A 19,567-nucleotide genomic window follows, 5' to 3' on the forward strand; every position below is an offset into this window, starting at 1 on the left:
GAGCAATCACTCCTCCCCTCTCATTGGATCCTGAGACAAGGATCAGCTGATCGGATCGAGAACGGTCGGCCATGCCTCCTTGTTGGTCTTGATGGCTTCGAGAAGCTTTTCCTCGCCGGTGCGCCGCGCGATCTTCTTCCACTCGGCTTCCGTGTCAGCCATCGCCTGCTCAGCGGTCTTGGCCTTGGTCAACGCGGCGACGAGGTTCTCGTCCAGCGCATTGTGAAAGGCGGTGGCGCCCGGATAGTTGATGGTCGGAACGGTGCGGGCGACCGTCTCGCGTACCACATCCATGTGGTAGGCGTGATAGGTCTGGCGGACCAGCGGGTCGGAGAAATCCGACAGCCGGAACGGATCGAAATAGCCGCCCGGATTGGCGGTCATCCAGGCATAGATCCGGCTCGATCCCAGCCACTGCAGGAACAGGTAACAGGCCTCCGGATTCCTGGCCTGCGAGGAGACAGAAGCCGAGAGGTTCAGCCACAGCACCGAACGGCTGATCAGCTTCCCGTCGATCTCGCGGCCGGGCGGCAGCATCGAGCCGATGTTGCCGGTGACCTGCGAATCCTTGTTGCCGGCATTGTCGAGGAATTTCGGCAGGTTGGAGAAGGCGCAGGTCATGGCGGCGCCGCCCTTGGCGAAATTGCCGTACTGCTCCGGCCAGCCCCAGGAGATCGCGTCCGGCGAATGATGGGCCAGCGAGGCGATGTACTCGTTGGTCGCAGCTATGCCTTGCTCCGAATTGATCAGCGGCTTGCCGGTGTCGTCGAACAGGAACTGATTTGGCGAAGCCATTGAGACATAACGCTGATACCAGTTGGTGTAGCCCCAGCCCTGGTTGCGCAGATCGGTTGAGCCGAACAAGCCCTTGTCCGGGCGCTGGAAGAAGGCCGCGATCTCGTCATGCTGCTTCCAGGTCTTCGGCGGCGCCAGCTCGTAGCCGTATTTGTCGGAGAAGGCTTTCTTCTCGACCGCGTCGCCGAACAGGTCGATGCGGTAGACCCAGGTCTGGAAATCGCCATCCAGCGACACGCCATAGGTCGAGCCGCGATACTGGTTGAGCAGCGAGACGCCCTTGGCGCCGTTGACATAGCCGCGCTCGGGATCGTCCCATTCCGGCTTGTACTGGGCTACGAAGTCGTCGAGCTTCAGGATGCCGCCGGTTTCGGCGAGATCGCCGAGACGGTTCCATTCCACCGCGTAGATGTCATAGGCCCCACCCTTGGTGGAGATGTCCTGCATCGTCTTGGTGAACTCCTGGCCATTCGGCACGCCGACGATCTCGAGCGGAATGCCGGTCTCCTTTTCCCACAGGTCCTTGATCGAGGGCGCGCCGGCAGGAAATGGTTGCGTCAACTGGCCGATCGAGCCGTCGGACAGGCCGAGCACGATTTTGGCAGGCGCCTTGCCGGCGCCCTTCATCGCCTTTGCCGCCTCGATGGCGCGGCCTTCCGGCGTATCAGGCCCATACTGATAACGCTCTGAGCCGTCGAAGCCCGTCGGGCCGCCGATCATGCCCGGCGCGAGCGCATCGGCTGCATAGGCGCGGCTGGGACGGATGAATTTCGGTGCGATACCTGCGGCGGCAACAAATACGGCCGCCTTTCCACCGGACGCCAGCAAACGGCGCCGTGACATGCGGATCATATCAGACATTGGAAGTCCTCCCTCGGGCCCTTGTTCCTCCACGGCCCATGATGGATATTGACGGCACTATAGGAAGGCTGTCAACATCATAAATACTCAAAATACATCATACCATCGCAAGGGGAGGAAAAATGCCGTCCACCAACATCATCACACCGCACTCACTGCTTGAATTTGAGGGGACCGTGTGCCGCGCCGACCTTTTTCGACACGACTCGACGATTTGGTGTAGCCCACCGGCTTGCGCATCGGCCAAGGCCGGATACATCATTTCCCATCAGAATCGCGGATGGGGATGAAGCCGTCGTCCGATCCGTCAATCCGCGATTTTTGATGCGCCTGTAGCGCACAAGCATGAGGTGATCGACAGTGCGGTCCACCCTGACTGACATAGCCCGGGAAGCCGGCGTTTCAGCCGCCACGGTCGACCGTGTGCTCAACAACCGCGCCGGGGTCAGGGCGCGCACCCGCGAAGTCGTACTGGAGACTGCGCAGCGGCTTGGCTACATCGCTGAATATTCGAACGGCCCGACCACGCGCACCGCGCTGCGCGGCGATGTCATGCGGCTCGACTTCGCGCTGCCCGCCGGCACCAATTCCTTCATCAAGATGCTGCACCGGCATATCGAGGCGCAAGCGCAGTCGCGACCGGACCTCGATGTGCGCGTCGCCACGATTGAAGGCTTCAATCCCGACCGGCTCGCCCGCCTGCTGCAGGACTTGCACGGCCAGACGCAAGGCGTGGGTGTCATCGCACTCGACCATCCGACCGTCCGCGAGGCGATCCGCTCGCTGTCGGCCAGCGGGGTCAAGGTTGTCACTATTGCGTCAGACATCCTGCACGTGCCGAGGGTTGCCTATATCGGCATCGACAATCGTGCCGCTGGCCGGCTCGCCGGCTATCTCCTCAAACGCTTCGTGAGCGCCGATCGGCCGGGCAAGGTTGCGCTGTTCGCCGGCTCGCTCTCCTATCGCGGTCATGAGGAACGCGAGATGGGGTTCCGCCACATCCTGACGGAAGACTCGCCCAATCTGCAGATCGTAGAGATGCGCGAGATGCTCGACGATCGGGAAAAGGCTTATTCGGAGGCCTCCGCCCTGCTGGACCGGCACCCGGACCTGGCCGCGATCTACAATGTCGGCGCCGGCAACACCGGCATCGCCCGGGCGCTCAGGGAACGAGGGCGGGCGCTGTCGACCGTGTTTCTCGGCCATGAGCTGACGGAAGGCACCAAGGAGCTTCTGCTCGACGGCACGCTCGACGCGGTCATCGACCAGAATCCGCGCGTCGAGGCCCGCGAAGCGCTCAACACCTTGACCCATGCGGTCAGGGGCTTGCCCTACGAACTGCACCAGCCAAGGCTGCAGGTGATCTTCAGGGAAAGCATCCCGGAGATCTGAACGGAAGTTCCGGGATAAGAGAGGTCACGCCAGCAAGTGGGGCTGTGGCGCTGCGGCGATCAGGGTAATCTTGAGCTCGATGGCGTGCGGGCTGTTGTCTTCGGGATGAGGAGGACCGGGATCGCCTTCGCATGCCAAACGGTTCGGCATTCGGCTGGTTCGCGGCGGAAGCGGCTGCCGCGAGGATCGTTCGCGAACACTGGCGCGGCACGCTGGGGCTTGGCCGCGACGAGACGCTGGCTGCGGCCTATTGGCGACGTGGCGCGGCAGGACCGATGGCCGGCTGGATGCTGCTCACGATCGCTTGCGCATCCTCGCCAAGGCTGATCGCGATCCGGTCGCCGGAAACAATGCCTGATATGTCGCAGACGACCAGCGGCATGCTGACATCGTAGAGAAACTCGGCGACGATGGCGCCGACGGCCAGGATCGGGTCGGGCCGCTGCAGGATAATGCCGGCCGGCGCCGTGCCCCTGCGGATGGCCTCGGCCAGAACCGAGGACGAGGACGAAGATCCCCGCCCGGAAGCCATCACCAGGATCTTGGCAGCGACATTTTGGCCAAGACCAGGATGCGAACGGTCGATGATGTCGCCCGTCTCGATGTCCAGGCCGCCCCAGAAACTGAGCGCTTGCGACAGCACCAGCGCCGGGCCTTGTGCCTCGCCGGCAAGCTGGAACCTGCCAACTCTGTCCAGGGCTCGACTTTTCAGGGCTCGACTTTCCTGTTCACTCATGGCGCACCCCTCACGACGTGCCCGACCGCTGCCGAGCGGATGCAGTCCTCCATCTCCCCGAACGCCACCGAGACGCCGATATTGCCGGGGGCGTAATGCGCCCATTTGCCGGAGTTGGTCATCACCACGCCGTCGAGGCGCTCGATGATGGTGGTGACATAGGTGCAGGTATCGGTCACTGGAATGAGGTTGAACGCCTTCACACTCTCCAACTCGCCCTCGTCGTGAAGCCGCGTCAGCGTCGCGCGCCCGGTGTTGACATAGATCGGGATGCCCCTGCCCGGCGCGATATGGCGCAGCATCGGCAGCAGGCGCATCCACTCGTGATGGGAAAAATGCGGCGTCCCGAGCGATACGGCCGCAAGCGGCGCACCGTCGGGGACGCTGGACAGCCTGGCCAGCGCATGATCGATGTCGGCGCGAGAGATCCGGATCGTCTCCTCCGGCGCCTTGCCGCGAAACGCCTCGTCGAGCGAATTTGCTTCCGGCGTGATGCCGACCGCATGAAACAGTGCCACCGCGCCCGTCGTTGCCGCCGCCGCACCCAGCGCCTTCAGCTGGTCCTCGTCGCGCGGCTGCGGCAGGCCCGATATCACCGGGATGCGGTCGCCACTCGCCTGCCCGATGATGAGCCCAACGCCAACGAACAGGGCGTCGGTAGGCTCGAAAGAACCGGTCAGCTCGAACAGGATCCGGCCGCGCCGGTTTTCGCTCAAATGCAACCCCCAGGTCGGCGCCCGCCCGGTTATCGCGCAGCACAAATCGATGAAATCACCATAGCGATTGGTCCGCGCTCCAATCACCGAATTGGCAAAGACGATGGCGTTGGACTCGCCCCAGGCGATCTGCTCGCCGAAAGCCGGCCGGAACCGCGTCTGATAGGGCGCGCAGGTGAAGGTCGCCTGACAGCCGAGCGCCAGATGCGCCTTCATCAGCCGCCGCGCCGGCACTTCTTCGGCGGCCGGCATCTTCACCAGGCCGGGATGGATGAGGTCGAACGAACCGACATTCAGTGTGGTGGGCACCCGAACGCTGCCACCGCCATCGACCAGCCTCTCGACGAAATCGAGACCGGCCTGGCCGTGATAGAGGCAGCCGTCGATATGGGCACCGGCAATATCCAGCAGCTTGCGCGCGCCGACCGCCTTCGAAAAAGCGACCAGGATCTTCATCGCTGCGGCCACGGCCGGGCCGTGCTCGCCCTGCAGCATCGACTGGTCGCCCGCCATCAGTTCAAGCGTCATCGGGTGTTCCGCATTCCTCACTATGCCCGACCATGCTCTCACTGATTGCAGTCCGCCTGGCAAGATCAATTCGCGGCGATCAGCACCGTACTCTTCGGCGACCAGCGCAGCAGCACCTCCTGGCCTTCCGCCAGCCTGTCAGCGCCGGTGTTCTGCACGATGACCTTGAGCATCTGGCCGTCGCGTTCGACGAAATAGGTACTGTTGTTGCCGGCGAAGATACGCTTGGAGACTTGGCCACGGAGCACATTGCCATTGGCCTGGACCGCGCTTCCGGAATCGATGGCGATGCGGATGCTTTCGGGCCGCACCGCGCAGCTGGCCTTGGCTCCGGCGGCAAGCGTCGCCCCTGCCCGGGCGGCGATCGCCGTGCCGTCGGGCAGCCGGATACCGACGCCTGTGGTCTCGCCGCGAAAGATGTTGGCATCGCCGAGAAAGGTGGCGGCGAATTCGCTTTTGGGGCTGTCGTAGATCTCCTCCGGCGGCCCTTCCTGCACCAGCCGGCCATCGCGCAGGATACCGATGCGGTCGCTCATCGTGAGCGCTTCTTCCTGGTCGTGGGTGACGAAGATGGTGGTGATGCCGATCTCGCGCTGGATACGCTTCAGTTCGATCTGCATGTCGACCCGCAGCGCCTTGTCGAGCGCGCCGAGTGGTTCGTCGAGCAAAAGCACACGCGGCTTGGTGACGATGGCGCGGGCCAGCGCAACCCGCTGGCGCTGACCGCCGGACAGCTGGTGCGGCCGGCGGTCGCCGAGCTTGCTGAGTTGTACCAGATCGAGCGCGCGCTGCACCTCGCTTGCAATAGTTGCCTTGGCTTCGCCACGCACCGACAGGCCGAAGGCGACATTGTCGGCCACGCTCATATTGGGAAACAGCGCATAGTTCTGAAACACCATGCCGATGCGCCGCCTCTCGACCGGCACCCGCTCGACGCTCTCGCCGCCGATCGCGATGCGGCCCGAGTCAGGGAAATCGAAGCCCGCGATCTGCCGCAGCAGCGTGGTCTTGCCGCTGCCCGAGGGCCCAAGCAGTGCATAGAAACCACCGTCGGCAAAATCGATGGAGACGTCATCCAGTGCCTTGTGCGCCCCGAAATTGCGCGACAAATTCGATACCTGAACGCCGGCCATTATTTCTCTCCGCCGAATTTGAAGAAACGTGCCGTAAGCAGCATCAGCGCCATCGAGACGACGATGATGATCGTCGAGACCGCGTTGATCTCGGGCGTGAAACCCTTGCGGATCGCGGCGTAGATCTCGACCGGCAAAGTTGTCTGACCCGGCGCCGACAGGAAGTAGGACACCACGAACTGGTCGAACGATACGGCAAAGGCGAACAGCCCGCCGGCGATGACGCCCGGCATGATCCAGGGCAACGTCACGCGCCGCGTCACCTGCCAATGGTTGGCGCCGAGCGATCGCGCCGCCTCTTCCAGTTCCGGCGCAAAGGTCTGCAGCCGTGCCGAGACGACGACGATGACATAGGGCAGCGCCAGCGCCACATGGCCGAGCAGGATTGCGAACAGACCACGCCCGATGCCGACGCCGAAGAAGAAGATCAGCATCGCCGTGCCGGTGATCAGCCACGGAATGGCGATCGGCGGAAACAGCAGCGCTTGCAGGAATTTCTTGCCGCGAAATTCGTAGCGATATAGCGCCAGCGACGCCGCCGTGCCGAGCGCGGTGCAAAGGATGGTGGTGATGACGGCGATCTCTATGCTGTTCCAGGTTGCGGAAATCAGCTGGTCGTTCTGCCACAGCGACGCGTACCATCCAGTCGTCCATTCGAACGGCAATTGGTAGAAGGGCGAGACGTTGAACGACATCAGCGCCATGATGACGATCGGGAGATAGAGGAAGGCGAGCAGCAGCCAGATGTAGAGCCGGCCAAGCCATTCGAGGATACGGGTCGTCGCCATCAGGCGGCCCTCCTGAGCACCGGCGATGTCAGCGCAAGAATGACCAGGACGACGGCCAGCAGGATGAAGGACAGCGCTGCGCCCAGCGGCCAGTTGAAGACGGCGACGAACTGATCCTCGATAACCGTTCCGTAGAAGGTACCGGTGCGCCCGCCGAGGATACGCGGCTCCATGAAAGAGCCGACGACGGGCACGAAGATCAGCGCTGCGCCCGCCACCAGCCCCGGCATCGACAGCGGGATGATCACCCGCCTCAGCATCTGCAGCCTTGAGGCGCCGAGCGAGCGCCCTGCCTCGATCAGCGAGTCATCGATGGCCTGCAGCGTGAGGTAACAGGTCAGCACCATGTAGGGCACGTAGGAATGCACCAGACCGATGATGACGGCCGGATACGAATACATCAGGTCGATGTTGATCTTGAACGGCAGCACGGCGTTGAGCGCGGTGTCGAGAATGCCACCCTCGCGCAGCACCATCGCCCAGGAGAAGATGCGCACCAGCCCGTTCGACCAGAACGGCAGGATGACGAGCAGGAAGATCGCCTCGCGGCTGCGCCCTTTCAGCACCTTGGCCAGCACATAGGCTGCGGGAAAGCCGATGACGATGCACCACAGCGTCACCTCAAGCCCGAGCCTGAGCGACGCCAGCAGCAGCGTCAAATACAGCCGCTCTGAGAAGAAGGTGGCGTAGTTCTCCAGCGTGAACGACCACGCCTTCCCCGACAGCGGCAGCTCGGTCATGAAGGAGAAGAAGACCATGGCCGACAGCGGCAGGAAGATCGCCACCGTCAGCCACAGATAAGCCGGCAGAAGCAGGGGCAAAGCCGATCGCAATCCGCTCCTCGAACCGGTCGCGACCTGTTCCGCCATGTGCCTCTCCCCGAAAGCCCGCCCGCTACTTTACGTTGACCTTGAGCTCTTGCCACAGCGCCAGATAGGCCTCGCGCTGCGCATCGGTGATCGGCGCCTGGAACTGGATGCGCTTGGCGACATCGGGATCGCCCATCACCTTGCGGTTGAACGCATCTTCGGGAAGCGCTGCAACCGCCTTGGTGTTGGCCGAGACCGGCGCGCCGACCTTGGTGACCCATTCAACGTAGAAGCCGGGATCGATCATGTAGTTGATGAACGCCTCGGCGCCGGCGACATTCTTGGAGCCGACCGGAATGGAAAAGGCGTCGAGCCAGGCGACGGCGCCTTCCTGCGGGATGACCAGCGAGACCGGCAGCTTGAAATGCATCTTGGCGCGGTCGGCCGAACCGCTCCAGTAGGTGCCGATGTCGATCTGGTTGGAGGCGACCATCTGGTTCCAATCGTTCTCCGAGCTCCAGAATGTCTTGATCTGCGGCATGAGCGAGGTCAGCTTCGCCTTGACCGCCTCCATATCCTTGATGTCGTTGATGTTCTGGCCGGTAGCGATGGCGCCGAACTGAACCGCTTCGACAGCATCGTCGCGGATGACGACGCGGCCCTTATGGGCTTCGTTCCACATTTCGGTGATGCTGGTCGGCGGCGTATCGAAGGATTTCTCGTTGATGGCGAGCGCGGTCAAGCCCCACACCCATGGCACGCCATAGACCTTGCCATCGCGGGCGAGCATCGGCGAGTTTGCCTTGTCCGGGCTGATATCGGCATAGTTGGGGATCTTCGAGACATCGATCGGCTGGATCAGTTTTTCCGCCATGGCCTGGTCGTTGAAGGCGGCGTTGATCATGACGACGTCGTAGAGGCCGGGATTGGTCCTGAGCTTGGTCAGCATTTCCTGTTCGGAATTGAAGAAGTCGTTGACGACCTTGTTGCCGGTCGCCTTCTCGAAGGCCGCGATGGCCCAGGGCTCGTCGGCCCCGTAGCCTTCCAGTTGAGCACATGCACTTCGGCGGCAGTGGCGGCCAGCGTGAGCGCGGAGGTGAAGACGGCAGTCGCCGTCAGAAAAGCAGTCAGTTTGGACATGCGCATGTTCGTTCCTCTCATTGTTTGCCCGGTTAGCGGGGCTAGTTACGTCATTTAGGCTGTCAGAAATGGGCCTCTTGCTTCCGGCCATGCACGGTCGTCAGTCGATCGTAATGGCCGAGGAATGTCTGGATCTCCTGGTCGGTCGGCGCCGACGACCCGCCATGGCGGGTGACCGAGAGCGCCGCCGCCGCATTGGCGTAGCGCGCCGCTTCGAAGGGCGGCACGCCGCGCGAAAGCGCGCTGACGAAGGCGCCGATATGGGTGTCGCCGGCGCCGTTGGTATCGACGGCGGCGACCTTAAAACCGGGCACGGCCTGCGCGGTGCCGTCAGCCAGCCGCACGAAGCAGCCTTTTGCCCCGGCGCGGATCACGACCCCCTCGGCGCTCGGACAGTGATTGGAAAGAAGCCGGGCAGCAATAGCCTCGACATCGCCGGGGCCGGCGATCTCGGCCGCTTCTACGATGTTGCAGCTCAGCCAGCTCGTGCGCGCCAGCACCCGGTCGAGAATGGTGCGCGGGATGTCTGATACGACCGGCGTCGGATCGAAGACGAAGGGAATTTCCATCGGCAGCGCCTCGATCCAGTCGGCCAGTGCATCGCGGCTGCCGACATAGCTCAGCGTGTAGCCGGAGGCGAACACCCAATCCCCCGGCGCAACCCGGACGGGCGCCATCATGCCGAGGCTGAGCACACTCTCGGCACCAGGCCATGACACGAAGGTGCGCTCGGCGTCGCCGCTGATCATGGCGACGCAATTGCCGCTGTCCATCATGGTGGATGCCGGGATCAGCGTTGCGATGCCTTCCGCCGAAAGGGCGGCACGCAGGAAGTCACCATTCGGTCCGCTGCCGAGTTGGCCGCCGAACGCCACTTTCATACCGGTGCGGCTGGCCGCGACCATCATGTTGAAGCCGCCGCCGGCGACCTGGGCAAAGCTCAATGCGGTTTTCTCGGTGCCGGGCCCCGGCAAGGCGTCAATGCGGTAGACATAGTCGACCACCACGCTGCCGATATGGAGGAGACGCTCGCTCATGCCGCCGCATCCTTGCCGGAACTGCTTTTCGCCATCCGCGCCGCGACTAGGTCGGCGGCGAGCCCGCGCACCTGCGCAATGTCGAGGCCTTTGAGCCGGTTGATGTGTTCCTGCGGCAATCGGGAAAAGCCGGCGCAGGCGCCTGCCATGCCGGCGGCAATGGCGCCGATTGTGTCGGTGTCGCCGCCGAGATTGGCGCTGATGACGGCCGCCCGCCAAGGATCGCCGCCGGCGATTTCCAGCACCGCGAAGGCCGCCGGAATCGATTCCTGGCTGGCGACCCCGGTCCCGACCAGATCGACGATCAGCCGGATCGCCTCCGTGACAGCCGTGCCGCGGACGAGGCCCCTCGCCCACTCAATGCGTGCGGCAATGTCGCCACCGGTGATCCAGTGACCGAGTTCTGCGCCGCGCTTGGCCGCCATGACGGCACGATCTGCGGCGGCGCGCCAGTCGCCGCCGGCAACGCCGCGGCTGACGGCGGCAGCGACAGCGGCGGCCGAAGCAATGGCGATCGATGTGTTGTGTGTGGCGCGGCAGGTTTCCGCCACCTTGGCGACCAGCGCGTCTAGCGGCTCCGGCTGCATCATGATGCCTACCGGCGCGATCCGCATCGCCGCGCCATTGGTGTCGCCACTGCGCCCCGCCTCCTCGGCCGGCACGCCGTCATTGATGGCGTCGATGGCGCGCTTGGTCGAAGGCCCGAGCAGGTCGTAGCTGCCGCGTGCCTTGACCTCGCGCTCCCAGTCGAGCAGCGCATTGACCCAGCGCGTGTGATCGAAGCCATTGCCTGAAACAACCAGAATACGGCCGAGCAGCAGCGCCTGTTCGGTGTCGTCGGTAACAGTGCCGGCGGCCAGGCCTTTCGACACTGGATGGTCGGCGACGGGCGCGACGAAATCCTCGACGTGGCCGTAGAGCTCGGCGATGCGGGCCGGCGACAACAACTGCGTCGGCATGCCGAGCGCATCGCCCAGCGCACCGCCGATAAGCGCGCCCATCGCCCGGTCGATCGCCTCGGCCGTGTCCATACTCAGAACTCCAGGTGAAGTGCAAAATGCGCCGGATTGAGAAGACTGGTGACAAATTCGATGGCGCGGCCATCGGCCGCGCGCGTCAACCGCCGCGTGCGCAGGAACGGCGCGCCGGCCGCGCAATCGAGAATGGCCGCGTCCTCGGCGCTCAGCATCTCGATATCGACCCACTCCTCGCCGTGATCGGGGACGAGCCCCGCCCCTCGCAGCGTCTGGTGCAGCGAGCCCTCGCGCAGGCCGCGCAGCGGCACGTCCTCCAGCTCGGGCGACAGCGGCAAGCGGCTGCGCTCGATCGAGATGGCGTGGCCGTCATCGGCGTTGCTGCGCACCCGGTCAACGGCGATAAAGAACGGGCTTTCGACGCCCAGTCTAGCAGCGAGTTCGGCATCCTGCATGACTTCGAGCCTCAGCGTGCGCGTGTCGGCATTGGCGCCGGCATTGGCCAGCGCCCGCGACCAGCCGACGGCGTCGTCGACCGGCATGCCGTCGAAGGTGACGAACGAGCCGATGCCGACCTTGGTGGTGATCAACCCGCGGCTCGACAGTTCCTCGAGACCCTTGCGGATGGTGTTGCGGCTGACGGAAAAGCGCTGGACGAGCTCGTTCTCGCTCTGCAAGCGGTCGCCGAAGCCGAGCACGCCGGAGCGGATCTCGTGTTCGAGGACGGTGGCGATCCGTTCGGGCTTGCCCGTACCGGGAGTCGACAGAGCCGTGCGACGCGCCATGGAATACCTGTTCAGTAGACCTGTATAGTCCTGTTCACTACCGTGACATGGCGGTCATGTCAACGGCTCGTGGCCAGCACGCTTTTGAGTTCCCCATACCGGGGCAAGGATTGCTTTGCTGATCACGAACGGTTCGTCGCAGGCTGGAATTATGTGGGAACCTTCACCACCCCACCTCCGAGCGGTTTTTTCTATAGTCGTAAATGCGGCGACAACCGAGAAAAATGGAGAAAACTCATGCTTACGAAGATTCTCGCAGCGTCCGTACTCGCCGCCGGTCTGGCCACCTCTGCGATGGCCCAGAATACCAGCGACCCAGACCCTGACATGCGTCCCGGCAGCGACAGAAGCGTCGTCACCGACCCTGCCCCGGTCGATCCGAACCTCGCTGAGCCGTATGCCGTCGATCCCGGGACTACGGGTAGCATTATTGCGGGCCCTGACGACTTGAATTCTGCCGTTCGTAACTGCCCTATAGGCCCGCAGGGCGCGATGCCGGATGCAATGAACAAGGCTCCCGGCACGGTTTCACCGACCGTCAACGACAATCACTGCGGCAAGTAGCCGAGATCGATTTCAGGGACTTGCGCTTTCGGCCGCGGCACGGACAGAGTTTTCGTCCGCGGCCGAAACGCTGTGTTACCGACGCGCTATGCTCTAGCTTGCTGAACTCTTGCGCGGTCGGACAGCTTTTGGCTTGGTGGCCTTTCCGGTCGCGCGACCCTTCGCTTTCGGCCTGCTCTCCTCACCGTCGATCTCGGCTGTGGCCTGATCCCAGTGCTGCTGGTGCGCGCCGTCGGGCCGGCCGGCCTGCTCCCAGATCGCGTGGGCCCGTTGGCGAATGCGTTCCTGCCTGTCGTCCGTCACTGTTGCCTCCATCGGCTCAATTCCGTGAGCGACAACTTTTAGCTGAAATTTCGATCGGCGTCTTGGGCGGCTTCAGCCCTAGTCGGACAGAACCGCGACACCGAGAAGTGCCGCTTTTTTGGTGATCAGCCCCGCCAGATCCGCGTCCGAGCGCTCCGTTCCTGTTCGCTCACGCACCGCTGCAATCAACTCCTTCATCGACAACAGTGCAGTGCTCCGTTCAGCAAGCAGCTTGTCGACAGATGCGGCCACATTGCGTGACTCGACATGCGGCAACATGGAAGCTCCTTCCCGCCACAGACGATCAACGGCCGGCGGCCTGCCGGCGAGCCGCCGCTCCCCCTTGCGTCTTCCCGAGAGAGCGGCGGGTGAAGGTCACTCAATGACCTGCACGATCCTGCGGGTGCCGGGATCGACCAGCACGGTGCGATCGTCGACGACCACGTATCTGTATTCGACGTCGGGAACCTCGATCGGGTGAAGTTCAACCGTTTCGGGCAAAGTGGAACCGACATTGAGCTCCACTCCCAAAAGGCTGATCGACGCCAGCGGGTGCCTCTGCACATATTCGCGGACGACTGTTTGCTGCTCGGGCGTGATAATCACCTGGTCTGCGGTGGCCACGCCGATACCGGCGAACATAGCCAGCCCGGCCGCGGCAGGAACAAGGTGGATTTTCATCGTCTTCTCCTGTCTGGTTTGCGGGCTCTGCCTTCTATACTCGGGAACGGCAGGCCCACATTACAAAACGCCCACGCAACCTTGTTGTTCCGTGAGCGGCGGCTAATCGATCGCCGCATTGGTGCCGCCTTGGTGCGTTGCTGGGAGAAATCGCAGTGGCCCGCGTTCCTGTCCGCAGGCACGCGGGCCGATCGGATCTCCCGATCAGCAGCGATACCGGAGGGGGGTGATATCGACTGCTTCGATAAGAACAATTAGCAAGAACTAAATGTTCCGGCCGCAAGCGGAATGCCTGCGAACCGCGGCGGGACGGCGGGTACGGGCTACTGGTTCGGCGGCTGCGCCGGCACCTCGCCGGGCTTGAGCACCGGTGTCTTCCCTTGGTCCGGCGGCGGTGCGGCCATGCCTTGATCGCCGGTCGGCGGCGGCAGCAGCACGCCGTTGCAGGGATCAAGCGTGGCGGTCAGGCTGTCGCCGGCACCATTGTTGACGGGCGGCTTCTGCTGCTGGCCATTCTGCGGCTGGGCCTGGCAGGGGCCGGACTGGGCAGGCGCCTGGTCATGTGTCTGGCTATCCGTCTGAGCGGCAACCGAGGCCGATAACATCAGTGCGCCCAGCATCAACGTGCTTGGCAAGAATGCGAAAGGTTTCATGTCGAACTCCTTTCCTGCGAAGGATCATCTCCTTGCCAAAGCAATTGGCAGCGATTGGTTCCCGCATGCGGCAACGCGCCCGACTCCATGCTGGTTCAAGGAAACGCCCTGCAAATTCATGATCTCCGTTGCTATTCGACCGACACGATAGTTGAGCGGCAAGAGCGACGAGTTCCGTGGGAGACGCGAAAAACCGCCCCGTTTCCGGGGCGGGCGCAGCATGTTGGGGAATCGTTAATCAGCGATTGCTACTATATCGGACCATGACCAAGAATCTCGGAAACGCCGTCAGGAATGCCCCGAAGGAACCGGCAAGGAGCTCCGCCCTCAGCCGGCTGGCGCCCGCCTTGTTTCCCCTGGTGGTCGTCGCGCTTGGATATCTGATCGGCTGGCAGTTCTTCGGCTTCTAATGCATGTCGCGCAAAAGCATGCCCTCGGGCCTGACCCGAGGGTGTGCAGCGGTTTTGCGATAGCGACATGCAGGAATCAACAGTCTAAAGCGCGTCGCGTGAGGTCGGTCGAACGCGACGCGCTTTAGGGCATCGGCCCCCTCGAAGTCGCGCGAAGAGACGTCGCGCGAACAGACCTTGGAGACGCCGGCTGCTTCTCAGTCCGGGAAATCGAAAACCGGTTCCTCACATCGATGGACCCGACATTGACCGTCAAGCGTCCGGACATAGGAGGCGACAGGCACGTCGGGCCAGTCGCACTCATTGCCAAATTGGCGGACATATCGATCATAGGTGTTGCGGCCGGTGGTCAGGACGATCGCGCGCCGGCTCTGGATCAGTTGCTGCGTCTGTTCGCATGTCATGGTGCGCGCATCCGGCCGGGCGTAAGCCATGCTTGTGGCGCCGAGCAGGATCGCTGCGGCTGTCGAGACGATTGGGCGAGCTGGCATGGTACATCCTCACAAGGGTCGTGCCTAACGCGCACCGTCGCCCGTGGTTCCGCACCTTCACCCCACCTTCACCCGGAGCAGCGTCTCCCGCAAGAGGCTGTTACTGCGGCGCAATAAGACAGGCGCGATCTCACTCCTCCTTCTCCGGCTTGAACCGCCTCACCACCACCTCGAAGACGATGTCTGAGATCCACATCGCCGAGACGCCGATGAGGAACGCCGCGGCCAGCGTCGTGGTGTCGTCGTCAGGCGACGGAATCGGCAGAGCCGCGCGGATATAATGCACCACTGGCAATGTCAGGTAGGCCGCCGCCAGTGCGCCGCAGATCGGCGACGCCACCATCTCGCGAACCTTGTAACGGTGGCGCGACAAGGCTCGCAAAATGCCGCCGGAAAGGCCGGCGACCACCACCGGCGCCTTGATGCCGAGAGCATCGAGAAACTCCTGTATCATCACGGCCTCCACCCGCACCATCTGGCGCCCTTCCCGTTGTAGGCATTCACGTCGTCGAGCTCGGGCCGCGTCATCGCGGCGACGACGACCGCGGACGGACGGCGCGGCTGGTTATGGTCGCACCAGACCTGACGCGCCGGCGAAACCGGCGTTGTGCATCCGGCGAGCAACAGGCCCCCAAACAGGAGGCCGATCATCAGTGCCTTGCCCATCGCATCGCCTCCCGCCGTGCGGCTTCGTCCGGCAGGTCGCGCGCCGCGCGTTCGGCATCTGTCGCCTCGCGGTCCATTTCGAGGCGATCCTGCGCGGCGGCGAGTTTTTCCGCAGCTCGCCTGGCCGTATCTTTCTTGGCCCGGCTGATGCCGCCGGCGACAAAGAGGCCGATGCCGCCGACGAGTGCTGCGAAGATCGCCATGATCGCCTCGTTGCCGGCGAGCGCGCTCAGCATGGAAAGCACCCACATCTCAATTGCCCTCCACGGCGGGCTGTCTTCTGACGAGGCCGGCGACGCCGTCGCGGACGACATTCATCAGGATCTTGAGCAGGGTCAGCACCCCGGTGATCTTGAGCGCCAGGGCCGCGTCGATGCCGAACATCGTCCAGTCGAAGCCGACCAGGCCAGTAAGCAGCAGGATAAGCACATTGATCAGATTGTGCGCGGCATTGGTATTGAACCACGTCATGGCTTTGCCTTTCGAAACAAAGAGGGGGCCTTTCGAAGCAAGGAGAGGATTGCGGCGACCAACGGGGCCAGGACTGCGGCCCAGAATCCGGGCAACGGTCCGGGCCGCACTCCAGCCCTGCCCGGCTCTGCCTCCGAAGTCGGGGAACCGTTCAGCTGCGGAGCCTGCGGGATCGGAACAGGCGCTGGAGGCTGTGCTGGGGCAGCGGGCGGCCACGGCGTGTCCCTGATCCCAGACCATTTGCGGAACGCGTCGGCAAGCCTGATATCGTACGCATTCTTGCTGTAGGACGCGCCGTTGTAGCCCTTGGCAAAGCCGGCCCAATCATGATTGCGCAATTTGCCGTCGAGCCGGTTGGCGGCGATGAAATTGACCGCCGCCGCCAGCTGCAGCGCCTCGTCCTCCATCATGGCTTCGACCATGGCCTGCACGGTAAGGAAGCCGGCCGCCTTGAAATTCTCGCCGAGAACCTGGCCGAGGCCCCACGACGCCGATCTAAGCGCCGCCGTCTCGTCGATCGCGATAGCCGCTTTCAGGCGCGGATAGCTGTCCCGGGGATAAGGCTTCTCGCCCCACCTGACATAGGCAAGCCCGGCCGCGACAGCTTGCGCCCGCTTCGTCCCCGACAGGTTGCGAAAAAAGACATGCGGCTCGAACAGGATGATCGGCCGGCCATGGGCGTCGAAGCCATGCCCGCTGGTCTCGACATCGAGAAAGGCGTGGATCTCATCCTCGCCGACGCCGATCCTGGCGCCAAGTTCTGGCAGATCGAGGTCGACCAGGCGCCTGGCGGCGCCCTTGAAGGTGGTATCCATGGTCTTGTCCTTTCCCAGGTTGATGTTTGCAACCGACTGTGTGAAATGAGCCCCAAGAGGAGCGGAGATCGGGAGGACAGCGGCCCATGTCGCAAGATGAAGGAACGGCGCGCTGGACGGTGAAGGCCGAGCTATGCGCCGTCGGCCGCGACAAGCCCCTGCTTGTGGCGCTGGCAGCGATCCTGTGCCTCTATTGCGGGCTGATAGCCGGGCCGATCCTCTATGCATTCCTGGCCATCCAGGGCATGGCGGATTTCTTCAAGTGACGGTGTTGACCATTTGAAAACAGCTCGATCCGTCTTGCCACCTGATCCGAAATTGCTTAGCCGGGATGAAACTGCTCCCATGAACCGTTCGTACCTTGGGAGACACAGGGTGCGGGAGGGCACGTGACAATAAGGATCAGGCTTCCGGGCGGGACCTTGAAGATCAAGACGAAGGACGAGTTGCGCCGCCGCGAACAGAAGCGCGAAGTTCCGGTCTGGCAGGTCGGAAATTACTTCATCGTCTGGTGGCCGAGCAGCATATCGCCGTCAGGGCGCCCGCCAAAACGATGATCCCGAGCCGCACCGACCCTTCTGGAAACAGTCCCAGAAGATAGCCCCGAAAATAGTCAATGACCGGGTTGACTCTTCCGCCGCGGAAGCTCTCTAATTGCTGCGCTGCACAATGGGGGTTGGGCTGATGGCGGTTCGTATCAAGTTGCCGGGCGGCACCTTGAAGGTGAAGATGTATCGGGAGTTGCGCGAGCGCGAGCGCGCCCGCCGCATACCGGTTCTGAGGATGGGTTCGCTGTATTTTACCTGGTGGTCTAACCGCCAGCGTCCCTTGAACGACCCGCCGGGTGCACCGGACGATCCTGACAGCCCCAGGGCAACGCTTTGACGCCCTGAACGTCATCAGGCGCCTGCGCTCAATCCTTCCGGAACAGTCACAACGCGCCTATCGGCTGTTGACTCTTCCCCAGGGGAAGTTCTCTAATTGCTGCATCGCACATCATCGTTGCGTTGCACGGCGGGAGTTTGAACCGGTGGCAGTGCGTATCAAGTTGCCGGGTGGCACCCTCAAGATAAAGACCTATCGCGAATTGCGGTCCAGAGAGCGCGACAGGCGTGTTCCCGTCGTGAAGATCGGAGCGCTTTAAAGCAGAAACCGGACAGCAATCGGCCGGAAGCCTGAGCCGAACCCAGAGAGCATCTGTTCCGCGTGAACTTGCCAAGCGAGGCCGCTTGCCGCAAAAGTTAAGTCGCGGCTGGGGGGTCGAGGAGGCATCAAATGATGACTGTACGATCCCGCATGCACGCGTCCCTTCGGGCGAGTCCGCTTCGCTACTACTTTCATCTGGCGAAGGCTCGGTTTGGCGGTTCCCCGCAGTCCGACGAGAGCGCGATTCTGTCGCGGATCGTCGGCCAAAGCCCAAGAACCTTCTTGGAATTTGGGTTTCACCCGACGGAATACAACTGCATCGGTCTAGCTGATTTCAAAGGACTCCTAGTCGACGGCGACGATACGACAGTCCGGCTGGCCAAGGCCGTGCTGCCGAAGCGGATCGAAGCACGGCAGAGCTTCATCACCTTGGACAATATCGACAGCCTTGGAACGCATTTCCCGCAACTTGGCGTGCTTTCAGTCGACGTTGACGGCAACGACTACTGGTTCCTGAAGGCTCTGCTGCCAGCGCGTCCTGCGGTCGTGGTCGTCGAGTACAATGCCAGTTTCGGCCTAAACCCCGTTACTGTGCCCTATGAGCCGGCATTTGACCGCATGGCCAAGCACGACAGCGGTTGGTATCATGGCGCCTCGATCACCGCCTTGACGAAATTATGCAAGACGCACGGCTACAAGCTTGTCGCCGTCTCAGCCGCCGGCGGAAATGTCTTTTTCCTGCCTGAGGCTTCGAACATGCCGCAACTAGACCCCGCCCATGCCTATCGAGAGAGCACCCTTCGCAACCGATGGTCGGGCACGACAGCGAAGGAGCAGTGGGGGCGGATCAAGCACATGCCTTTTGTCGATGCCGCGTCCTAACAGGAGCTAAAGCGTGCACGTTGGTCCGCCCCTTCGCTTCACCATCCATGCTGTTGATGAGCAACGGCAGCTCTCCATGCCGATTGCAGCCCGTGAAGATGCGGCCGAGATGCGGGCGCAATTCAAAGAGATTTGCAAGAAGATGCCACACATGCATGTGGAGCTCTACGACGGTGCGGCGCTCATTGATGAGCGGCAGCCGAACGCATTTTTCATTAGTCAGTCGCGCGCACCAGCGCATCGGCGGGAACGTCCGACCGAACAATAGCGCGCGCCGAGATTATTGCTCGATCGCCGATCGTCACGCCCTTCATGATCATGGCGCCGGTGCCGATCCAAACGTCATCGCCGATAGTGACCGGGGCGGAACGGATGCCCGGATCGGCGCGAGGATGGCCGGCCCGAAAAATCGCCACTGTCTGTGCGAAACGCTTCTCATGATCCATCGGATGCGAGTTCGTGTCGTGGATCGCAACCCCCGAAGAGACCAGAACCCCTTTGCCAATCTTGATCCCGACCGGATCAGATGACCAGATGGTTGATCCTGCTCCCACGTAACACCAATCCCCGATCTCAATTCGACCTTCATGCGCGAAGACCTGCAAATGCCCATCCAGATGGCTATCGGCTCCGATCTTCACCCGTGAACGGTCGCCATGGATGTTAAAGATTTCGGCTCCGGCACCGAACCGCGTTCGAGGTCCGATGATGGCGTTCTCCTTGGCTGCGCCGGTGGCGATCCAAGACCAAAACCGACGACGAATTGCGAGGATAGCTGAGAAGAGGCGCAT

29 protein-coding genes and 1 pseudogene are annotated in these 19,567 nt (G+C 62.9%); 9 read left to right on the forward strand and 21 right to left on the reverse strand.

Annotated features, from left to right (window positions below; all coding sequences use genetic code 11):
- Nucleotides 1–42 precede the first annotated feature (42 nt).
- Nucleotides 43–1,656, reverse strand: coding sequence for an extracellular solute-binding protein (locus EOA78_RS09800; RefSeq protein ID WP_127314987.1), 1,614 nt, complete (start codon nt 1,654–1,656; stop codon nt 43–45).
- A gap of 360 nt (nt 1,657–2,016) precedes the next feature.
- On the opposite strand from EOA78_RS09800, the gene EOA78_RS09805 reads away from it, so the two are divergent.
- Entirely contained in the window at nt 2,017–3,048 is a 1,032-nt protein-coding gene (locus tag EOA78_RS09805; protein WP_127314988.1) for a LacI family DNA-binding transcriptional regulator, read from the forward strand.
- A gap of 131 nt (nt 3,049–3,179) precedes the next feature.
- Nucleotides 3,180–3,251 (forward strand): annotated as a pseudogene (locus tag EOA78_RS36980) (hypothetical protein); the annotation flags it as partial.
- A gap of 44 nt (nt 3,252–3,295) precedes the next feature.
- Here EOA78_RS36980 and EOA78_RS09815 read toward each other — a convergent pair.
- The 9 genes from EOA78_RS09815 to EOA78_RS09855 form a co-directional block, all read right to left on the reverse strand.
- Nucleotides 3,296–3,784, reverse strand: coding sequence for a DUF126 domain-containing protein (locus EOA78_RS09815; protein ID WP_127314989.1), 489 nt, complete (start codon nt 3,782–3,784; stop codon nt 3,296–3,298).
- Nucleotides 3,781–5,028, reverse strand: a complete 1,248-nt coding sequence (locus EOA78_RS09820) for an aconitase X (protein ID WP_127314990.1) — start codon at nt 5,026–5,028, stop codon at nt 3,781–3,783. Before EOA78_RS09820 ends, EOA78_RS09815 begins: the two co-directional genes overlap by 4 nt.
- Nucleotides 5,029–5,093: 65 nt before the next feature.
- Nucleotides 5,094–6,161 (reverse strand): ABC transporter ATP-binding protein, encoded by a 1,068-nt coding sequence (locus EOA78_RS09825; RefSeq protein WP_127314991.1) that lies wholly within the window; start codon nt 6,159–6,161, stop codon nt 5,094–5,096.
- Nucleotides 6,161–6,949, reverse strand: a complete 789-nt coding sequence (locus EOA78_RS09830; RefSeq protein ID WP_127314992.1) for an ABC transporter permease — start codon at nt 6,947–6,949, stop codon at nt 6,161–6,163. The genes EOA78_RS09825 and EOA78_RS09830 overlap by 1 nt, the downstream gene beginning before the upstream one ends.
- Nucleotides 6,949–7,818 (reverse strand): ABC transporter permease, encoded by an 870-nt coding sequence (locus EOA78_RS09835; protein WP_127314993.1) that lies wholly within the window; start codon nt 7,816–7,818, stop codon nt 6,949–6,951. The genes EOA78_RS09830 and EOA78_RS09835 overlap by 1 nt, the downstream gene beginning before the upstream one ends.
- 25 nt (nt 7,819–7,843) lie before the next feature.
- On the reverse strand, nt 7,844–8,989 hold the full coding sequence (locus EOA78_RS09840; protein WP_245477442.1) for an ABC transporter substrate-binding protein: 1,146 nt from the start codon (nt 8,987–8,989) through the stop codon (nt 7,844–7,846).
- Nucleotides 8,961–9,935: a PfkB family carbohydrate kinase gene (locus EOA78_RS09845; RefSeq protein ID WP_127314994.1), complete on the reverse strand. Its 975-nt coding sequence runs from the start codon at nt 9,933–9,935 to the stop codon at nt 8,961–8,963. Before EOA78_RS09845 ends, EOA78_RS09840 begins: the two co-directional genes overlap by 29 nt.
- Nucleotides 9,932–10,966, reverse strand: a complete 1,035-nt coding sequence (locus EOA78_RS09850; RefSeq protein WP_164783692.1) for an ADP-ribosylglycohydrolase family protein — start codon at nt 10,964–10,966, stop codon at nt 9,932–9,934. The genes EOA78_RS09845 and EOA78_RS09850 overlap by 4 nt, the downstream gene beginning before the upstream one ends.
- A gap of 2 nt (nt 10,967–10,968) precedes the next feature.
- Complete coding sequence (locus tag EOA78_RS09855) at nt 10,969–11,694, reverse strand: GntR family transcriptional regulator (protein ID WP_127314995.1); 726 nt, start codon at nt 11,692–11,694, stop codon at nt 10,969–10,971.
- 69 nt (nt 11,695–11,763) lie between these two features.
- Here EOA78_RS09855 and EOA78_RS09860 point away from each other — a divergent pair, with 69 nt between their 5' ends.
- Nucleotides 11,764–12,258, forward strand: a complete 495-nt coding sequence (locus EOA78_RS09860) for a hypothetical protein (RefSeq protein ID WP_245477443.1) — start codon at nt 11,764–11,766, stop codon at nt 12,256–12,258.
- A gap of 93 nt (nt 12,259–12,351) precedes the next feature.
- On the opposite strand, the gene EOA78_RS09865 is transcribed toward EOA78_RS09860, so the two are convergent.
- From EOA78_RS09865 to EOA78_RS09880, 4 genes are all read right to left on the reverse strand, one after another.
- Nucleotides 12,352–12,561 (reverse strand): DUF2934 domain-containing protein, encoded by a 210-nt coding sequence (locus tag EOA78_RS09865; protein ID WP_127314996.1) that lies wholly within the window; start codon nt 12,559–12,561, stop codon nt 12,352–12,354.
- A 78-nt stretch (nt 12,562–12,639) separates the two neighbouring features.
- On the reverse strand, nt 12,640–12,840 hold the full coding sequence (locus EOA78_RS09870; protein WP_127314997.1) for a hypothetical protein: 201 nt from the start codon (nt 12,838–12,840) through the stop codon (nt 12,640–12,642).
- Between the two features lie 96 nt (nt 12,841–12,936).
- Nucleotides 12,937–13,242, reverse strand: coding sequence for a DUF1236 domain-containing protein (locus tag EOA78_RS09875; RefSeq protein ID WP_127314998.1), 306 nt, complete (start codon nt 13,240–13,242; stop codon nt 12,937–12,939).
- Between the two features lie 323 nt (nt 13,243–13,565).
- Nucleotides 13,566–13,895: a hypothetical protein gene (locus tag EOA78_RS09880; protein ID WP_127314999.1), complete on the reverse strand. Its 330-nt coding sequence runs from the start codon at nt 13,893–13,895 to the stop codon at nt 13,566–13,568.
- A gap of 263 nt (nt 13,896–14,158) precedes the next feature.
- Here EOA78_RS09880 and EOA78_RS35895 point away from each other — a divergent pair, with 263 nt between their 5' ends.
- Nucleotides 14,159–14,305, forward strand: coding sequence for a hypothetical protein (locus tag EOA78_RS35895; protein WP_164783693.1), 147 nt, complete (start codon nt 14,159–14,161; stop codon nt 14,303–14,305).
- Nucleotides 14,306–14,502: 197 nt separating this feature from the next.
- Here EOA78_RS35895 and EOA78_RS09885 read toward each other — a convergent pair whose 3' ends face one another.
- From EOA78_RS09885 to EOA78_RS09910, 6 genes are all read right to left on the reverse strand, one after another.
- Nucleotides 14,503–14,796 carry a hypothetical protein gene (locus tag EOA78_RS09885; protein WP_127315000.1) on the reverse strand — a complete coding sequence of 98 codons (294 nt, stop codon included), beginning with the start codon at nt 14,794–14,796 and terminating at the stop codon, nt 14,503–14,505.
- A gap of 130 nt (nt 14,797–14,926) precedes the next feature.
- Nucleotides 14,927–15,271 carry a hypothetical protein gene (locus EOA78_RS09890; protein WP_164783694.1) on the reverse strand — a complete coding sequence of 115 codons (345 nt, stop codon included), beginning with the start codon at nt 15,269–15,271 and terminating at the stop codon, nt 14,927–14,929.
- Complete coding sequence (locus EOA78_RS09895) at nt 15,250–15,462, reverse strand: hypothetical protein (protein ID WP_127315001.1); 213 nt, start codon at nt 15,460–15,462, stop codon at nt 15,250–15,252. The genes EOA78_RS09890 and EOA78_RS09895 overlap by 22 nt, the downstream gene beginning before the upstream one ends.
- Nucleotides 15,447–15,713, reverse strand: coding sequence for a hypothetical protein (locus EOA78_RS09900; protein ID WP_127315002.1), 267 nt, complete (start codon nt 15,711–15,713; stop codon nt 15,447–15,449). The genes EOA78_RS09895 and EOA78_RS09900 overlap by 16 nt, the downstream gene beginning before the upstream one ends.
- 1 nt (nt 15,714) lies before the next feature.
- Complete coding sequence (locus EOA78_RS09905; protein ID WP_029351719.1) at nt 15,715–15,933, reverse strand: hypothetical protein; 219 nt, start codon at nt 15,931–15,933, stop codon at nt 15,715–15,717.
- Complete coding sequence (locus EOA78_RS09910; protein ID WP_127315003.1) at nt 15,930–16,748, reverse strand: N-acetylmuramidase family protein; 819 nt, start codon at nt 16,746–16,748, stop codon at nt 15,930–15,932. The genes EOA78_RS09905 and EOA78_RS09910 overlap by 4 nt, the downstream gene beginning before the upstream one ends.
- An 86-nt stretch (nt 16,749–16,834) precedes the next feature.
- Between EOA78_RS09910 and EOA78_RS09915 the strand changes: the two genes are divergently transcribed.
- The 5 genes from EOA78_RS09915 (at nt 16,835) to EOA78_RS09930 (ending at nt 19,044) form a co-directional block, all read left to right on the forward strand.
- Nucleotides 16,835–17,014: a hypothetical protein gene (locus EOA78_RS09915; RefSeq protein WP_127315004.1), complete on the forward strand. Its 180-nt coding sequence runs from the start codon at nt 16,835–16,837 to the stop codon at nt 17,012–17,014.
- 123 nt (nt 17,015–17,137) lie between these two features.
- The gene (locus EOA78_RS35900; protein ID WP_164783695.1) at nt 17,138–17,305 is read left to right on the forward strand and encodes a hypothetical protein; all 168 of its coding nucleotides are present in this window, start codon (nt 17,138–17,140) and stop codon (nt 17,303–17,305) included.
- A gap of 127 nt (nt 17,306–17,432) precedes the next feature.
- On the forward strand, nt 17,433–17,633 hold the full coding sequence (locus EOA78_RS09920; protein WP_127315005.1) for a hypothetical protein: 201 nt from the start codon (nt 17,433–17,435) through the stop codon (nt 17,631–17,633).
- Nucleotides 17,634–18,176: 543 nt separating this feature from the next.
- Nucleotides 18,177–18,776, forward strand: a complete 600-nt coding sequence (locus EOA78_RS09925) for a hypothetical protein (protein ID WP_245477444.1) — start codon at nt 18,177–18,179, stop codon at nt 18,774–18,776.
- Between the two features lie 13 nt (nt 18,777–18,789).
- Nucleotides 18,790–19,044: a hypothetical protein gene (locus tag EOA78_RS09930; protein ID WP_127315006.1), complete on the forward strand. Its 255-nt coding sequence runs from the start codon at nt 18,790–18,792 to the stop codon at nt 19,042–19,044.
- Here EOA78_RS09930 and EOA78_RS09935 read toward each other — a convergent pair.
- Nucleotides 18,992–19,567, reverse strand: a complete 576-nt coding sequence (locus tag EOA78_RS09935) for an acyltransferase (protein ID WP_127315007.1) — start codon at nt 19,565–19,567, stop codon at nt 18,992–18,994. The genes EOA78_RS09930 and EOA78_RS09935 overlap by 53 nt on opposite strands.

It is taken from the genome of Mesorhizobium sp. M5C.F.Cr.IN.023.01.1.1, from assembly GCF_003997585.1.
GTDB classification, from domain to species: domain Bacteria; phylum Pseudomonadota; class Alphaproteobacteria; order Rhizobiales; family Rhizobiaceae; genus Mesorhizobium; species Mesorhizobium wenxiniae.

Coding starts and splice junctions, on each gene's coding strand:
- EOA78_RS09920 (WP_127315005.1), top strand. CDS start 17,433: ATGGCGGTTCGTATCAAGTTGCCGGGCGGCACCTTGAAGGTGAAGATG.
- EOA78_RS09905 (WP_029351719.1), bottom strand. CDS start 15,933: ATGACGTGGTTCAATACCAATGCCGCGCACAATCTGATCAATGTGCTT.
- EOA78_RS09800 (WP_127314987.1), bottom strand. CDS start 1,656: ATGTCTGATATGATCCGCATGTCACGGCGCCGTTTGCTGGCGTCCGGT.
- EOA78_RS09875 (WP_127314998.1), bottom strand. CDS start 13,242: ATGAAAATCCACCTTGTTCCTGCCGCGGCCGGGCTGGCTATGTTCGCC.
- EOA78_RS09910 (WP_127315003.1), bottom strand. CDS start 16,748: ATGGATACCACCTTCAAGGGCGCCGCCAGGCGCCTGGTCGACCTCGAT.
- EOA78_RS09855 (WP_127314995.1), bottom strand. CDS start 11,694: ATGGCGCGTCGCACGGCTCTGTCGACTCCCGGTACGGGCAAGCCCGAA.
- EOA78_RS09815 (WP_127314989.1), bottom strand. CDS start 3,784: ATGAGTGAACAGGAAAGTCGAGCCCTGAAAAGTCGAGCCCTGGACAGA.
- EOA78_RS09915 (WP_127315004.1), top strand. CDS start 16,835: ATGTCGCAAGATGAAGGAACGGCGCGCTGGACGGTGAAGGCCGAGCTA.
- EOA78_RS09840 (WP_245477442.1), bottom strand. CDS start 8,989: ATGGCCGGAAGCAAGAGGCCCATTTCTGACAGCCTAAATGACGTAACT.
- EOA78_RS09850 (WP_164783692.1), bottom strand. CDS start 10,966: ATGGACACGGCCGAGGCGATCGACCGGGCGATGGGCGCGCTTATCGGC.
- EOA78_RS09845 (WP_127314994.1), bottom strand. CDS start 9,935: ATGAGCGAGCGTCTCCTCCATATCGGCAGCGTGGTGGTCGACTATGTC.
- EOA78_RS09870 (WP_127314997.1), bottom strand. CDS start 12,840: ATGTTGCCGCATGTCGAGTCACGCAATGTGGCCGCATCTGTCGACAAG.
- EOA78_RS09820 (WP_127314990.1), bottom strand. CDS start 5,028: ATGACGCTTGAACTGATGGCGGGCGACCAGTCGATGCTGCAGGGCGAG.
- EOA78_RS09895 (WP_127315001.1), bottom strand. CDS start 15,462: ATGGGCAAGGCACTGATGATCGGCCTCCTGTTTGGGGGCCTGTTGCTC.
- EOA78_RS09900 (WP_127315002.1), bottom strand. CDS start 15,713: ATGTGGGTGCTTTCCATGCTGAGCGCGCTCGCCGGCAACGAGGCGATC.
- EOA78_RS09885 (WP_127315000.1), bottom strand. CDS start 14,796: ATGCCAGCTCGCCCAATCGTCTCGACAGCCGCAGCGATCCTGCTCGGC.
- EOA78_RS09890 (WP_164783694.1), bottom strand. CDS start 15,271: ATGGTGCGGGTGGAGGCCGTGATGATACAGGAGTTTCTCGATGCTCTC.
- EOA78_RS09825 (WP_127314991.1), bottom strand. CDS start 6,161: ATGGCCGGCGTTCAGGTATCGAATTTGTCGCGCAATTTCGGGGCGCAC.
- EOA78_RS09935 (WP_127315007.1), bottom strand. CDS start 19,567: ATGCGCCTCTTCTCAGCTATCCTCGCAATTCGTCGTCGGTTTTGGTCT.
- EOA78_RS09830 (WP_127314992.1), bottom strand. CDS start 6,949: ATGGCGACGACCCGTATCCTCGAATGGCTTGGCCGGCTCTACATCTGG.
- EOA78_RS09835 (WP_127314993.1), bottom strand. CDS start 7,818: ATGGCGGAACAGGTCGCGACCGGTTCGAGGAGCGGATTGCGATCGGCT.
- EOA78_RS09880 (WP_127314999.1), bottom strand. CDS start 13,895: ATGAAACCTTTCGCATTCTTGCCAAGCACGTTGATGCTGGGCGCACTG.
- EOA78_RS35895 (WP_164783693.1), top strand. CDS start 14,159: ATGACCAAGAATCTCGGAAACGCCGTCAGGAATGCCCCGAAGGAACCG.